General features: G+C 39.5%; 17 protein-coding genes and 3 rRNA genes. All 20 read right to left on the bottom strand.

Annotation, left to right across the window (positions count from 1 at the left end; all coding sequences use genetic code 11):
* Positions 1-3: 3 nt before the first annotated feature.
* Positions 4-342 carry a 50S ribosomal protein L24 gene (gene rplX / locus Fi14EGH31_RS02595; protein ID WP_032089445.1) on the bottom strand — a complete coding sequence of 113 codons (339 nt, stop codon included), beginning with the start codon at positions 340-342 and terminating at the stop codon, positions 4-6.
* 13 nt (positions 343-355) lie between these two features.
* Complete coding sequence (gene rplN / locus Fi14EGH31_RS02590) at positions 356-724, bottom strand: 50S ribosomal protein L14 (RefSeq protein WP_022001357.1); 369 nt, start codon at positions 722-724, stop codon at positions 356-358.
* 25 nt (positions 725-749) lie between these two features.
* Complete coding sequence (rpsQ, locus tag Fi14EGH31_RS02585; protein WP_022001356.1) at positions 750-1,010, bottom strand: 30S ribosomal protein S17; 261 nt, start codon at positions 1,008-1,010, stop codon at positions 750-752.
* Positions 1,011-1,022: 12 nt separating this feature from the next.
* Positions 1,023-1,217 (bottom strand): 50S ribosomal protein L29, encoded by a 195-nt coding sequence (gene rpmC / locus Fi14EGH31_RS02580; RefSeq protein WP_022001355.1) that lies wholly within the window; start codon positions 1,215-1,217, stop codon positions 1,023-1,025.
* Positions 1,218-1,219: 2 nt separating this feature from the next.
* The gene (gene rplP, locus Fi14EGH31_RS02575; RefSeq protein WP_022001354.1) at positions 1,220-1,630 is read right to left on the bottom strand and encodes a 50S ribosomal protein L16; all 411 of its coding nucleotides are present in this window, start codon (positions 1,628-1,630) and stop codon (positions 1,220-1,222) included.
* 2 nt (positions 1,631-1,632) lie between these two features.
* Complete coding sequence (gene rpsC / locus Fi14EGH31_RS02570) at positions 1,633-2,286, bottom strand: 30S ribosomal protein S3 (protein ID WP_022001353.1); 654 nt, start codon at positions 2,284-2,286, stop codon at positions 1,633-1,635.
* Between the two features lie 11 nt (positions 2,287-2,297).
* The gene (rplV, locus tag Fi14EGH31_RS02565) at positions 2,298-2,630 is read right to left on the bottom strand and encodes a 50S ribosomal protein L22 (RefSeq protein ID WP_022001352.1); all 333 of its coding nucleotides are present in this window, start codon (positions 2,628-2,630) and stop codon (positions 2,298-2,300) included.
* 15 nt (positions 2,631-2,645) lie between these two features.
* Positions 2,646-2,924: a 30S ribosomal protein S19 gene (rpsS, locus tag Fi14EGH31_RS02560; RefSeq protein ID WP_022001351.1), complete on the bottom strand. Its 279-nt coding sequence runs from the start codon at positions 2,922-2,924 to the stop codon at positions 2,646-2,648.
* Positions 2,925-2,941: 17 nt separating this feature from the next.
* On the bottom strand, positions 2,942-3,775 hold the full coding sequence (gene rplB, locus Fi14EGH31_RS02555) for a 50S ribosomal protein L2 (protein WP_022001350.1): 834 nt from the start codon (positions 3,773-3,775) through the stop codon (positions 2,942-2,944).
* A 56-nt stretch (positions 3,776-3,831) separates the two neighbouring features.
* Entirely contained in the window at positions 3,832-4,122 is a 291-nt protein-coding gene (rplW, locus tag Fi14EGH31_RS02550) for a 50S ribosomal protein L23 (protein ID WP_022001349.1), read from the bottom strand.
* Positions 4,122-4,745: a 50S ribosomal protein L4 gene (rplD, locus tag Fi14EGH31_RS02545; RefSeq protein ID WP_022001348.1), complete on the bottom strand. Its 624-nt coding sequence runs from the start codon at positions 4,743-4,745 to the stop codon at positions 4,122-4,124. Before rplD ends, rplW begins: the two co-directional genes overlap by 1 nt.
* A 22-nt stretch (positions 4,746-4,767) precedes the next feature.
* Positions 4,768-5,490 carry a 50S ribosomal protein L3 gene (gene rplC / locus Fi14EGH31_RS02540; RefSeq protein WP_022001347.1) on the bottom strand — a complete coding sequence of 241 codons (723 nt, stop codon included), beginning with the start codon at positions 5,488-5,490 and terminating at the stop codon, positions 4,768-4,770.
* Positions 5,491-5,511: 21 nt separating this feature from the next.
* Entirely contained in the window at positions 5,512-5,820 is a 309-nt protein-coding gene (rpsJ, locus tag Fi14EGH31_RS02535) for a 30S ribosomal protein S10 (RefSeq protein WP_022001346.1), read from the bottom strand.
* A gap of 473 nt (positions 5,821-6,293) precedes the next feature.
* Positions 6,294-6,401, bottom strand: a 5S ribosomal RNA gene (gene rrf, locus Fi14EGH31_RS02530).
* A 74-nt stretch (positions 6,402-6,475) separates the two neighbouring features.
* A 23S ribosomal RNA gene (locus Fi14EGH31_RS02525) occupies positions 6,476-9,378 on the bottom strand.
* A 215-nt stretch (positions 9,379-9,593) separates the two neighbouring features.
* Positions 9,594-11,118, bottom strand: a 16S ribosomal RNA gene (locus tag Fi14EGH31_RS02520).
* The 16S, 23S and 5S rRNA genes sit together here, the layout of an rRNA operon.
* Positions 11,119-11,414: 296 nt before the next feature.
* The gene (locus tag Fi14EGH31_RS15510; protein ID WP_267905641.1) at positions 11,415-11,528 is read right to left on the bottom strand and encodes a D-aminoacyl-tRNA deacylase; all 114 of its coding nucleotides are present in this window, start codon (positions 11,526-11,528) and stop codon (positions 11,415-11,417) included.
* 43 nt (positions 11,529-11,571) lie between these two features.
* Positions 11,572-11,880 (bottom strand): PTS lactose/cellobiose transporter subunit IIA, encoded by a 309-nt coding sequence (locus tag Fi14EGH31_RS02510; protein ID WP_022002421.1) that lies wholly within the window; start codon positions 11,878-11,880, stop codon positions 11,572-11,574.
* A gap of 203 nt (positions 11,881-12,083) precedes the next feature.
* A complete protein-coding gene (gene tuf / locus Fi14EGH31_RS02505) occupies positions 12,084-13,268 on the bottom strand; it encodes an elongation factor Tu (RefSeq protein ID WP_022002420.1) in 1,185 nt (394 codons plus the stop codon).
* Between the two features lie 93 nt (positions 13,269-13,361).
* Positions 13,362-15,437, bottom strand: coding sequence for an elongation factor G (fusA, locus tag Fi14EGH31_RS02500; RefSeq protein WP_200765106.1), 2,076 nt, complete (start codon positions 15,435-15,437; stop codon positions 13,362-13,364).

Here is a 15,437-nt window from a genome sequence, read left to right as displayed (position 1 = left end):
CAATTATTTCTTTTTCTTAGAATCAACTTCTGCACCTGTTTTTTTGTTAACACGTACTTTAGTTTTCTTTCCATTTTCATCTACAGATACTTTATATCCTAATTTAACTGCAGATTTTGATTTTGAATCATAGAATGCAACATTAGAAACATGAATTGGAGCTTCTTTGTTAACGATTCCACCTTCAGGATCAGCTTGTGAAGGTTTAACATGTTTTGTTACCATGTTTACTCCTTCAACGATTACTCTTTCTTCTTTAGCAAGAACTTGTAACACTTCACCTGTCTTACCTTTATCTTTACCTGCGATAACTACAACAGTATCACCAACACGGATTTTCATGTGCCACGCCTCCTTATAATACTTCTGGAGCTAATGATACGATTTTCATGAAATCAGCATCTCTTAACTCTCTTGCAACTGGTCCAAAGATACGAGTCCCTCTTGGAGACTTGTCATCTTTGATAATAACACAAGCGTTATCATCAAATTTGATGTAAGATCCGTTTTCACGTCCTACAGCATATTTAGTTCTAACGATAACAGCTTTTACTACTTCACCTTTTTTAACAGTACCATTTGGAGCTGCTTGTTTAACTGTTGCTACAACAACATCTCCAATACTACTTGTTTTTCTATTTGACCCACCTAAGTTACGAATTACTAATACTTCTTTAGCACCAGTATTATCAGCAACTTTAAGTCTACTTTCGTTTTGAATCATTCCGGTTACCTCCTTTTAGAGTTTATTAAACTGTTTCTGCTTTTTTTACGATTTCTACTAAACGGAAACGTTTTGTAGCAGATAATGGTCTTGTTGACATGATTTTAACTGTATCTCCAACTTGAGCAGTGTTATTTTCATCATGTGCATGAAATTTTGTAGATGATTTCATACGTTTACCATATAACTTATGTTTTACATGTGTTTCAACTAGCACTGTAATAGTTTTATCCATTTTAGTAGATACAACTGTACCAGTATAAACTTTACGATTATTTCTTTCCATTTGTATCTCCTCCTATTGGTTTAATTCTCTTTCTCTAATCACTGTTTTAATACGAGCGATTGTTTTACGAACTTGTCTAATACGTGCAGTGTTTTCTAATTGTCCTGTAGCTTGTTGGAATCTTAATCCAAAAAGCTCTTTTTTGTATTCTTCAACTTTAGCTAATAAAGCTTCAGTATCTAATTCTCTAATTTCTTGCGCTGTCATAACTATTCACCCTTTCCAATGATTTTACATTTAATAGGTAATTTATGAGATGCAAGTCTTAAAGCTTCTCTTAATGTAGCTTCATCTAAACCAGCAACTTCAAATAATACTCTACCAGTTTTAACTACTGCTACCCATTCTTCTGGAGAACCTTTACCTGATCCCATACGTACTTCTAATGGTTTTTTAGTTTTAGCTAAATGAGGGAAAATTCTAATCCATACTTTACCACCACGGTTCATATAACGGTTGATGGCAATACGTGCTGCTTCAATTTGACGAGAAGTAATCCAAGCACCTTCAGTTGCTACTAAACCAAATTCACCAAATGATACTTTGTCTCCACCTTTAGTTCTACCTTCGTAGCTAACACGGTGAGGTCTTCTGTATTTTGTTCTTTTAGGCATCAACATGATTATTTATCCCCTTTCTTTTTTTCAGGAAGGATTTCTCCCTTACAAATCCAAACTTTAACTCCTAATTTACCATAAGTTGTATCTGCTTCTGCAGTCGCATAATCGATATCAGCTCTTAAAGTATGAAGAGGGACATTCCCTTCAGAGTAACCTTCAGCACGAGCCATATCAGCTCCACCTAAACGTCCTGAAACATTAGTTTTAATTCCTTTAGCTCCAGCTCTCATTGCTCTTTGAATAGCACGTTTTTGAACAGTTCTAAAAGATGCACGATTTTCTAATTGTTCTGCAATATTGTTTGCTACTAATTGAGCAACAACATCTGGATTTTTAATTTCAACAATGTTAATGAAAACTTGTTTACTACTTACTAATTTAGATACTTCTTTTCTTAAAGCATCAACTGCTTCACCATCTTTACCGATAACTACACCAGGTCTAGATGTGTGAACAAAAATTGTTACACGATTTTTTGATCTTTCGATTTCAACTTTTGCTACTGAAGCTGTTTTAAGTTTTTTAAGAATATAATCACGAACTTTAATATCTTCATGTAATAAACCAGCGAAATCTTGATCATTTGCGTACCATCTTGAATCCCAATTACGGTTAACACCAACACGTAAACCTACTGGACTTACTTTTTGACCCATTCTAGTACCTCCTATCTTTCATCAACCACACAAGTAATGTGGCATGTTCTTTTTAAAATTCTTGTTCCGCTACCTTTAGCTCTTGCAGCGAATCTTTTTAAAATTGGACCTTCATCAACGAAGATTGCTTTAACATATAATTTTTCTGCATCTGCATCATTGTTGTATACTGCATTTTGAGCTGCAGATTTAACAACTTTTGAGATTGCAGGAGAAGCAGCTTTATTAGTATATTCTAAGATACCAAGTGCTTCTTTAACTGTTTTACCTCTTACTAAATCAACTACTAATCTTGCTTTTTGAGGTGATACACGAATTGTTTTAGCTACTGCTTTTGCTTCCATGTTCTATTCTCCTCTCTATTTCTTTCCTTTTTTATCGTCAGCATCATGACCATGGAAAGTTCTAGTTGGAGCGAATTCTCCTAATTTATGACCAACCATGTCTTCAGTAACGTAAACAGGAATATGTTCTTTTCCGTTATATACTGCAAATGTATGTTCGATAAATTGAGGGAAGATTGTTGAACGTCTTGACCAAGTTTTGATAACTTCTTTTTTACCTGATTCATTTAACGCTTCTACTTTTTTCATTAAATGAGCATCAACAAATGGTCCCTTTTTTAAACTACGTGCCATTTTTTCTTTCCTCCTTATTATTTACCATTGCGACGACGTACGATTAATTTAGTCGAAGCTTTTTTGTTCTTTCTAGTTTTAACACCCATAGCTTTTTTACCCCAAGGAGTCATTGGTGCTTTACGTCCGATAGAAGTTCTACCTTCCCCACCACCATGAGGGTGATCATTAGGGTTCATTACAGAACCACGAACTGTAGGTCTAACACCTTTCCATCTCATACGTCCTGCTTTACCATAGTTTACTAAACCATGATCTTCATTTCCTACTACACCAACTGTAGCTCTACATACTGATAATAATTTTCTAACTTCACCAGATGCAAGTCTTACAGTTACATATTTTCCTTCTTTACCTAAAATTTGAGCAGACACACCAGCAGATCTTGCGATTTGTCCACCTTTTCCAGGTTGCATTTCAATATTGTGAATTACAGTACCTTCTGGCATATTCCCCATTGGTAATGCATTACCAACTTTGATATCTGCTTCTTCACCAGAAATGATTTCCATTCCTACTTCTAACCCTTTTGGAGCTAAAATATATCTTTTTTCACCATCTACATAGTTAATTAATGCGATGTTTGCTGATCTATTTGGATCATATTCAATAGTTGCAACTTTACCTGGGATATTATCTTTATTTCTTTTGAAATCGATAATACGGTATTTTTGTTTGTGTCCACCACCATGATGACGAGTTGTGATCACACCTTGGTTGTTACGTCCACCGTTTTTAGATTTTTTTGCAACTAAAGATTTTTCAGGTTTATTAGTTGTAATTTCTTCATAAGTTAATGAAGTCATATTACGACGACCGTTTGTCACTGGCTTATATGTTTTAATTGCCATCTTTAGTTTCCTCCTGTTTTTCTTATCTGGAACGAGTTATTCCAATATTTTATCAATTAATCTTCATCAAAATAATTGATTGAATTTCCTTCAGCTAATTTAACGATAGCTTTTCTTCTTTTGTTAGTTTTACCTTCATATCTACCCATTCTTTTAGCTTTAGGTTTAACATTCATGATGTTAACTTTTTCAACTTTTACATTGAATAATTTTTCAACTGCGATTTTAACTTCTGTTTTGTTAGCGTCTAAATCTACATCGAATGTATATTTATTTTCTTCAGTTTGAAGAGCTAATGACTTTTCAGTAAGTACTGGTTTTTTTAATACATCTGTCATGTGTGCCATTATGCTAATACCTCCTCAACAGCTTTAATTGCAGCTTCAGTCATAATTAACTTATCGCTGTTTAAGATATCATAAACATTAACATGTTTAGCATCTAATAACTTAACTCCTGGAATATTGCTTGCTGATTTTTCAACATTTAATGTGATTTCATCAACAACGATTAATGTTTTTACTGGAGCATTTAAGTTTTCTAATACTTTAACCATTTGTTTAGTTTTTGGAGCTTCGAATGAAATTCCATCGATTGCTGTAAATTCATTATCTTGAACTTTTGAAGATAATGCTGATTTTAAAGCTAATCTTCTAACTTTACGGTTTAATTTGAATTTATAACTTCTTGGTGTAGGACCGAAGACAACTCCTCCACCTCTCCATTGTGGAGCACGTGTTGAACCTTGTCTAGCTCTACCTGTACCTTTTTGACGCCATGGTTTTCTTCCACCACCAGCAACTTCAGTACGGTTTTTAACTTTATGTGTACCTTGTCTTAAAGATGCTCTTTGTAATAAGACCATATCAAACATAGCTTGTTTATGTGGTTCAATACCGAAAACTGCTTCATTTAATTCTAAGTCTTTAACTTCTGCACCTTCTTGGTTAAATACTTTTACGTTAAGCATTCTCATTTCCTCCTTCTTCAAATTATTCTGCAGCAGCTGCTTCTACAGCTTCTTCTACTACAGTTTCTTCAACTTCTTCTGGAGTGTAATCTACTAATTCATGTACTGGATTTACTTGACCAGCTTTTTTGATAGCAGTTTTAACAACAACTAAACCTTTTTTAGGTCCTGGTACTGAACCTTTGATTAATAATAAGTTGTTTTCTGGATCTACTGCTACAACTTCTAAGTTTTGAATTGTACGAGTTACATGTCCCATTTGTCCTGGTAATTTTTTACCTGGAGCGATTCTATTTGGAGCGATTGGTCCCATTGAACCAACAATTCTATGAGCTCCTGAACCATGTCCTTTAGGACCAATGTGTTGTCCATGTCTCTTAATAACACCTTGATAACCTTTACCTTTTGAAGTTCCTGTTACATCTACGACTTCACCAGCTACGAAGCTATCAACAGTAATTTTATCTCCAACTTCATAACTCATCATTTCGTCATAACGAAATTCTTTAATGAAGCGCTTAGGAGCTGTGTTAGCTTTGTTTGCAATTCCTTTTTCAGCTTTGTTTGCTAATTTTTCTCTTTTATCTTCGAAACCAACTTTTACAGCATCATAACCATCAGTTGCAACTGTTTTCTTTTGTAATACTACGTTTTCAGTAGCTTCAACAACAGTAACTGGGATTAAAACACCATCAGTAGTGAAGACTTGAGTCATTCCAATCTTACGACCTAAGATTCCTTTCATGAGTTACACCTTTTACCTTTCTTATAATTTAATTTCAATATCTACACCGCTAGGTAATTCTAATCTAGTTAAAACATCAACTGTTTCTGGCGTAGGATTCACAATGTCGATTAAACGTTTGTGAGTTCTGATTTCAAATTGTTCACGTGAATCTTTATATTTGTGAACAGCTCTAAGGATTGTATATACTTCCTTTTCAGTAGGTAATGGTACTGGACCAACTACTTGAGCACCTGATTTTTTTGCAGAAGAAATAATTTTTTCTGCTGACGCATCTAGAATTTTATGATCAAATGATTTTAATCTAATTCTGATTTTATTATTTGCCATGATATTCTCTCCTTTCAAATTCTTATAGGATTTGATTCACTCGTTACGAATTACCTGAAACATGCCGTTTCATGACAACGCTTTTCGGTGTTTCAGCAACCTCGCACTTCTACGTGACATCAACATGGGTATTATATGATAATTATGTCCATAATGCAATACTTTTTTTTATTTTTTTATAAAAAAATTTACAAAGAAATAATTTTGGATAAATAACCATCTTATTAATAGAATAGATACTAATTTTGAACTTTTAGCTTTGATTATTTAATAAAAATAATCATTCTTAAATGGATAGTTATTAAAGCAAGTTATCTTTAAATTAAATAATCAATAAAAAATATATCAATACTTACATTTGATCACTATAAAAAATAGAATATTTAATATCAATGATCAAATACATACTAAAAAAGCCATACCACAAGGGTATGACCTGTCAACGATCATGTAAAAACATAAAAAAAAGAAGGAACTGGCAACGAGCTATTTTCGCACAATGTACTATCTTCGCCGCGATGATGCTTAACTTCTGTGTTCGGAATGGGTACAGGTGTGTCCATCATGCTATCATTACCAGATTCTTCTTGTCAAGTGTCTTCAGGACACTCAAAACCAGACAGTAGTTTTTCTTCTTTCAAGCTCGCTTGCCTTTTCGGTCAAGCCCTCGACCTATTAGTATCAGTCCGCTTAACATGTCACCATGCTTACACTCCTGACCTATCTACCTTATCGTCTTTAAGGGGTCTTACTTGCTTGCGCAATGGGAAATCTCATCTTGAAGTGGGTTTCACACTTAGATGCCTTCAGCGTTTATCCCTTCCGCATTTAGCTACCCAGCTATGCCACTGGCGTGACAACTGGTCCACCATTGATGCGTCCATCCCGGTCCTCTCGTACTGAGGACAGCTCTTCTCAAATTTCCTGCGCCCACGACAGATAGGGACCGAACTGTCTCACGACGTTCTGAACCCAGCTCGCGTACCGCTTTAATGGGCGAACAGCCCAACCCTTGGAACCGACTTCAGCTCCAGGATGCGATGAGCCGACATCGAGGTGCCAAACCTCCCCGTCGATGTGAACTCTTGGGGGAGATCAGCCTGTTATCCCCAGGGTAGCTTTTATCCGTTGAGCGACGGCCTTTCCATTCAGCACCGCCGGATCACTAAGCCCGACTTTCGTCCCTGCTCGACTTGTGGGTCTCGCAGTCAAACACCCTTTTGCCTTTGCACTCTGCGCTTGGTTTCCATCCAAGCTGAGGGTATCTTTGGGCGCCTCCGTTACTCTTTGGGAGGCGACCGCCCCAGTCAAACTGCCCGACTGACACTGTCCCGTCAACGGCTCTACGTCGTCCGGTTAGAAATCCAATACAACAGGGGTAGTATCCCAACAGCGGCTCCTTGAATACTGGCGTATCCATCTCTTTGCCTCCTACCTATCCTGTACATGCTGCATCAAATCCCAATATCAACCTGCAGTGAAGCTCCATGGGGTCTTTCCGTCTAGTCGCGGGTAACCTGCATCTTCACAGGTACTAAGACTTCACCGAGTCTACAGCTGAGACAGCGCCCAAATCGTTACGCCTTTCGTGCGGGTCAGAACTTACCTGACAAGGAATTTCGCTACCTTAGGACCGTTATAGTTACGGCCGCCGTTTACTGGGGCTTCAGTTCAGGGCTTCACTTGCGTTAACCCCTCCCCTTAACCTTCCAGCACCGGGCAGGCGTCACCCCCTATACTTCGCCTTGCGGCTTAGCAGAGAGCTGTGTTTTTGGTAAACAGTCGCTTGGGCCGTTTCACTGCGGCTCATATCTCTATGAGCACTCCTTCTCCCTAAGTTACGGAGTCATTTTGCAGAGTTCCTTAGCTATAGTTCTCTCGCTCACCTTAGGATTCTCTCCTCACCCATGTGTGTCCATTTTCGGTACGGGCCATATATACTTAACGTTAGAAACTTTTCTTGGAAGTTCCTCCACTGCCTTCCGTACTCGCCGTAGCTTTCCGTACGCTTCACGCCTTCTCGTTTCGGATGGTGGATTTGCCTGCCATCCCGATATCTCGCTTGCACCAGCTCTTCCAGCCGCTGGCTGCAGCTTCCTCTCTCCGTCATTCCTTCACATATATACGGGTACAGGAATCTCTACCTGTTGTCCATCGACTACGCCTTTCGGCCTCGCCTTAGGTCCCGACTTACCCAGAGCGGACGAACCTTCCTCTGGAAACCTTGGGTTTTCGGTGCGTGGGATTCTCACCCACGTTCCGCTACTCACACCGGCATTCTCTCTTCCATGATCTCCACACGTCCTTTCGGTCGTACTTCTCCGTTCATGGAACGCTCCCCTACCATCCCTTGGGATCCATAGCTTCGGTAGTATGCTTAGCCCCGGTAAATTATCGGCGCAGAGTCATTCGACTAGTGAGCTGTTACGCACTCTTTAAAGGATGGCTGCTTCTGAGCCAACCTCCTAGTTGTCTGTACATCTCCACATCCTTTTCCACTTAGCATACATTTTGGGACCTTAGCTGATGGTCTGGGCTGTTTCCCTCTTGACAACGGACCTTATCACCCGCTGTCTGACTGCCGAGCATGTTGGCGTGACATTCGCAGTTTGATTATGCTCAGTACCCCGAGATGGGGCCATCACATATTCAGTGCTCTACCTTCACGCAACTCTTCTCTCGACGCTAGCCCTAAAGCTATTTCGGGGAGAACCAGCTATCTCCGGGTTCGATTGGAATTTCACCCCTAGCCACAACTCATCCGCCAACGTTTCAACGGGGGTCGGTTCGGTCCTCCATCGGGTTTTACCCCAACTTCAACCTGGTCATGGCTAGATCACCCGGTTTCGGGTCTACTGCATGCAACTCGCGCCCTCTTAAGACTCGCTTTCGCTTCGGCTCCGCATATCCTGCTTAACCTCGCTCCATACAGTAACTCGCCGGTTCATTCTACAAAAGGCACGCCATCACCCTTTAACGGGCTCTGACTTCTTGTAGGCATATGGTTTCAGGTTCTCTTTCACTCCCCTCCCGGGGTTCTTTTCACCTTTCCCTCACGGTACTGGTTCACTATCGGTCACTCTCTCGTATTTAGCCTTGCCGGATGGTCCCGGCTGATTCAGACAGGATTTCTCGTGTCCCGCCCTACTCAGGTGTCATCTCTCTCCAGTCTCTCATTTCGAGTACGGGGCTCTCACCCTCTCTCGCTCACCTTCCCATGTGATTCCTCTATGATCCTCTGTTTGATTTCTCAATGATCCTACTACCCCGATCCTCAGATCGGTTTGGGCTCTTTCCCTTTCGCTCGCCGCTACTCAGAAAATCATTCTTATTTTCTCTTCCTGCAGGTACTTAGATGTTTCAGTTCCCTGCGTCTCGCCTCATCATGTCTATGTATTCGACATGTGATACACGGATATGACTCCGTGTGGGTTCCCCCATTCGGATATCGACGGCTCTTCACGTGCTTACCGCTCACCGTCGCATTTCGCTGTTTGCTGCGTCCTTCTTCGCCGGAGTGTGCCTAGGCATTCCCCATACGCCCTTTCTTGCTTTACCTTCTAGGTTTGCTTGCTTGAACTTTTTTTCGTTTACACTTGCTGTAAAATCTTAGTTACTTTCGACTTTTCGTACTAGACCTTATTTTTTCTTTAATGTCTAATCTCTTCTTTATCGTTTTCGCAATTTTTTTTACTACTATCCAGTTTTCAATGTCCTCTTGAATGTCATGGACATTCAAAACCAAACAAGAAAGCACAACTTTCTCTCCCTAGAAAGGAGGTGATCCATCCCCACGTTCCCGTAGGGATACCTTGTTACGACTTCACCCCAATCATCAGTCCCACCTTAGACAGCTCCTTCCTTGCGGTTAGGCCACCGGCTTCGGGTGTTACCGACTCTCATGGTGTGACGGGCGGTGTGTACAAGGCCCGAGAACGTATTCACCGCGACATGCTGATTCGCGATTACTAGCGATTCCATCTTCGTGCAGTCGAGTTGCAGACTGCAGTCCGAACTGAGAACAGTTTTATGGGTTTCGCTCCACCTCGCGGCTTCGCTTCCCTCTGCTCTGTCCATTGTAGCACGTGTGTAGCCCAGGTCATAAGGGGCATGATGATTTGACGTCATCCCCGCCTTCCTCCGGCTTGTCACCGGCAGTCTCGCCAGAGTCCCCAACTTAATGCTGGCAACTGGCAACAGGGGTTGCGCTCGTTGCGGGACTTAACCCAACATCTCACGACACGAGCTGACGACAACCATGCACCACCTGTCTTCTCTATAGCTATCTCTCCATCTCTGGAGCCTTTAGATCGATGTCAAGACCTGGTAAGGTTCTTCGCGTTGCTTCGAATTAAACCACATGCTCCACCGCTTGTGCGGGCCCCCGTCAATTCCTTTGAGTTTCATTCTTGCGAACGTACTACTCAGGCGGAGTACTTATTGCGTTAACTGCAGCACTGAGATTTGACTCCCAACACTTAGTACTCATCGTTTACGGCGTGGACTACTAGGGTATCTAATCCTATTTGCTCCCCACGCTTTCGGGACTGAGCGTCAGTTATGCGCCAGATCGTCGCCTTCGCCACTGGTGTTCCTCCATATATCTACGCATTTCACCGCTACACATGGAATTCCACGATCCTCTCACACACTCTAGCTCTACGGTTTCCATGGCTTACCGAAGTTAAGCTTCGATCTTTCACCACAGACCCTTAGTGCCGCCTGCTCCCTCTTTACGCCCAATAATTCCGGATAACGCTCGCCACCTACGTATTACCGCGGCTGCTGGCACGTAGTTAGCCGTGGCTTTCTTATAGAGTACCGTCACTTGGATATCATTCCCTATATCCACCGTTCTTCCTCTATGACAGAAGTTTACATAACGAATTACTTCTTCCTTCACGCGGCGTTGCTCGGTCAGGGTTTCCCCCATTGCCGAAAATTCCCTACTGCTGCCTCCCGTAGGAGTCTGGGCCGTGTCTCAGTCCCAGTGTGGCCGGTCACCCTCTCAGGTCGGCTACGCATCGTCGCCTTGGTAGGCCGTTACCCTACCAACCAGCTAATGCGCCATAAGTCCATCATCTACCAGTCCCGTAGCACTTTTCATATAGAGTTCATGCGATCTCTACACCTATGCGGTCTTAGCTGACGTTTCCATCAGTTATCCCCCTGTAGATGCCAGGTTACTTATGTATTACTCACCCGTTCGCCACTCTTCACCGAAGTGAAGCGTTCGACTTGCATGTATTAGGCACGCCGCCAGCGTTCATCCTGAGCCAGGATCAAACTCTCCATTGTCTTATTCCTTTCAGACAATCTCTTAGTCTGTTTAGCTCTTTTTTATTTCTTAAACTTAATTGACGTTGTGTTTTATTCTTTCCTGTTCAGTTTTCAATGTCCTCTCACTTGACTCTCTCGTCGAGTGCCCATTTATATTACCATCCCCTCTCCCTTTTGTAAAGCTTTTTTTCTGTATTTTTTTATCTTTTTCTCTATTCCCCTCTTTTTCTGCCTTTATATCAACGTTTTTTATCTGTGTTTTTTTGTCATGATTAAAAGAAACGATCTTTACAGAACGTTTCTTTGCCTTATGACTATATGATTTCTTTACTGTCCAGGATGATCGTTGTTGGTCCATCATTGATCAGCGAGACTTTCATCATCGCTCCAAAGATATACTTATTTTTATAAAAAAAGAAGCCTAACATTAAGTTAGACTTTTAAATAACATATTAGAGCTTCTTTTTATAATTAACCAATTTTTTTATAAACATCAACGAATTCTTGAGCTAAGTCAATGCATAATAATGATGTCATTAAGTGGTCTTGAGCATGTACCATTAATAAGCTTAATGGTGCTTTTTCTCCTCTAATTTCAGCTTGAATCATTTCAGTTTGTGAATGATGAGCTTCATTAACTGCTTCTTTAGCGTTTCCTAAAGATTCTTCAGCTTTTTCGATATCTCCAGCTTTTGCATATTGAATTGCTTCGATAGCTGAACTACGTGCGCTACCAGCATTAACAATTAAGTTAATTACGATTTGTTCTTGTTGATCCATTTTTATTATCTCCTTCTATAAACAAATATTCAGACTACTTACATCTGCACCATTATTTTATCAAAGTCATATCTATTATTCAAGCGCTTTCGTTAGATAAAGCACTATTTTGAACAAAAAGTCATTTACTACAAATAAGAAATATTCGGTAATAAAAAAATCTTAAATATAAAAAGGTCCCGAAGGACCTTTCGTTAAAATTATTATTCAATAATTTCAGAGATGTTTCCAGAACCTACAGTTCTACCACCTTCACGAATTGAGAATTTAGTTCCTTGTTCAATTGCGATTGGGTGAATTAATTCAACTGTTAATTCTACAGTATCTCCAGGCATTACCATTTCAGTACCTTCTGGTAATTCGATTACACCAGTAATATCAGTAGTTCTGAAATAGAATTGTGGTCTATAGTTAGCGAAGAATGGTGTATGACGTCCACCTTCATCTTTACTTAATACATAAACTTGACCTTTGAATTTAGTATGTGGATGTACTGAACCAGGTTTAGCTAATACTTGTCCACGTTGGATTTGATCACGGTTGATACCACGTAATAATACACCGATGTTATCTCCAGATTCAGCATAGTCTAATAATTTTCTGAACATTTCGATACCAGTAGCAACTGTTTTTTGAGTTTCTTTGATACCAACGATTTCTAATTCGTCATTTAAGTTTAATTGTCCACGTTCTACTCTACCTGTAGCAACAGTTCCACGTCCAGTGATTGTGAAAACGTCTTCTACTGGCATTAAGAATGGTTTATCAACGTCTCTAGTTGGAGTTGGGATATAAGTATCTACAGCTTCCATTAATTCGTCGATAGCTGGAGTCCATTGAGGATCTCCTTCTAATGCTTTTAATGCTGATCCTCTGATTACTGGAGTATCATCACCTGGGAAGTCATATTCATTTAATAATTCACGAACTTCCATTTCTACTAAGTCGATTAATTCTTCGTCATCAACCATATCGCATTTATTTAAGAATACGATGATGTATGGAACACCTACTTGACGAGATAATAAGATGTGTTCTCTTGTTTGTGGCATTGGTCCATCAGTAGCAGCAACTACTAAGATAGCACCATCCATTTGTGCAGCACCAGTGATCATGTTTTTAATGTAGTCAGCATGACCTGGACAGTCAACGTGTGCATAGTGACGAGTTTCAGTTTGATATTCTACGTGTGCAGTGTTGATTGTGATACCACGTTCTTTTTCTTCTGGAGCAGCATCGATTGAAGCATAATCCATTGCAGCAGCTTGTCCTTTTTTAGCAAGACAAGTAGTGATTGCAGCTGTTAAAGTTGTTTTACCATGGTCAACGTGACCAATAGTTCCGATATTTACGTGCGCTTTAGAGCGGTCAAATTTTTCCTTAGCCATTGTTAAGGTTCCTCCTATTTTTTTAATTTTTTACAATAAACATTCTAGTTTATTTGTTCGAAAAAATCAATATTTATTTGATTTTAATGTAGATTATACATTTCCACCATTTTTCTTGATGATTTCTTCTCTAATTGATTTAGGTGCAGCTTCGTATCTATCAAATTGCATTGTATAGTTTCCACGACCTTGAGTAAATGATCTTAAATCAGTTGCGTATCCGAACATTTCTGATAATGGTACAGATGCTTGAACTGAAACAGCATTTCCTCTTTCTTCTTGTCCTTCAATCATACCACGTCTAGATGAAATATCACCCATAACGCTACCTAAATATTCAGAAGGAGCAGTTACTTCTACTGCCATAATTGGTTCTAATAATACAGGACCACATTTTTTAGCAGCATTTTTAAGTGCTAAACTTGCAGCTACTTTATATGCCATTTCTGATGAATCGACATCATGGTAAGAACCATCAAATAATGTAGCTTTTACGTCTAATACAGGGTATCCAGCAATCATACCAGTTTCAAGTGCATCTTCAAGACCTACTTTTACTGAGTTGATATATTCTCTTGGGACAGCCCCACCAACGATAGCATCAACGAATTCAAATCCTTTACCTTCATTAGGTTCAAATTTGATCCATACGTGACCGTATTGTCCACGACCACCAGATTGTTTTACATATTTACCTTCACATTCAGCTGCTTGAGTGATTGTTTCACGGTAAGCAACTTGTGGAGCACCAACGTTAGCTTCTACTTTGAATTCTCTTTTTAAACGGTCAACGATTACGTCTAAGTGTAATTCACCCATACCAGCGATAACTGTATCTCCAGTTTCAGGGTTAGTAAATGTTTTGAATGTTGGATCTTCTTCAGCTAATTTAATTAAACCATTACTTAACTTATCTTGATCTTGTTTAGTTTTTGGTTCGATAGCTAATTGGATAACTGGTTCAGGGAATTCCATTTTTTCAAGGATAACGAAATTCTTTTCGTCACAGATAGTATCCCCAGTTGTTGTGTTTTTGAAACCTACAGCTGCAGCGATATCTCCAGCGTAAACTTCATCAATTTCATTACGTTTGTTCGCATGCATTTGAAGAATACGACCTAAACGTTCTTTTTTATCTTTTGTAGAGTTTAATACATAACTTCCTGATTGACATGTACCTGAATATACACGGAAGAAAGTTAATTTTCCTACGAATGGGTCAGCCATGATTTTGAATGCTAATGCTGAGAAAGGTTCATCATCTGATGCATGTCTTTCTACTTCATTACCATCTTCATCAGTACCTTTAATTGAAGGAATGTCAGTTGGTGCAGGTAAGAAATCAATTACTGCATCTAACATTGGTTGAACACCTTTATCTTTGTAAGCTGAACCGCATAATACAGGGAATAATTCTACAGCTAATGTTCCTTTACGGATTGCTGCTTTAATTTCTTCTTCAGAAATTTCTTCACCTTCTAAAACTTTCATTAATAGATCATCATCATAAGTAGCTGCTTGATCTAACATTTTAGCACGGTATTCTTCAGCTTGAGCCATATATTCTTCAGGAATTTCTTTGTAAACTACATTTTCACCTTTAGCCCCTTCAAAATAGATAGCTTTCATTTTAATTAAGTCAATGATTCCTTCGAAAGTATCTTCAGCACCGATAGGTAATTGAATTGCAACACCTTGTACTCCTAATCTCTTTTCTAAAGATTCTAATGACATAATGAAATCTGCACCTGTTGCATCCATTTTATTAGCGAATACAATACGAGGTACACCATAAGTAGTAGCTTGACGCCAAACTGTTTCAGTTTGTGGTTCTACACCAGCTTTTGCATCTAATACAGTTACAGCACCATCTAATACACGTAAAGAACGTTCTACTTCGACCGTAAAGTCTACATGGCCCGGTGTATCGATAATATTTACACGATATCCGTTCCATTGCGCAGTTGTAGCTGCTGAAGTGATTGTGATTCCACGTTCTTGTTCTTGTTCCATCCAGTCCATTTGTGAAGCACCTTCGTGAGTTTCACCAATTTTGTGGATTTTACCAGTGTAATAAAGGACACGTTCAGTTGTTGTTGTTTTACCAGCATCAATATGAGCCATGATTCCGATATTACGAGTCTTTTCTAACGAAAATTCACGAGCCAT

The sequence above is a fragment of the Faecalibacillus intestinalis genome (assembly GCF_015097455.1).
Taxonomy (GTDB): domain Bacteria; phylum Bacillota_I; class Bacilli_A; order Erysipelotrichales; family Coprobacillaceae; genus Faecalibacillus; species Faecalibacillus intestinalis.
Note: the sequence above shows the minus strand (reverse complement) of the source record. Positions and strands in the feature narration are given on the sequence as shown.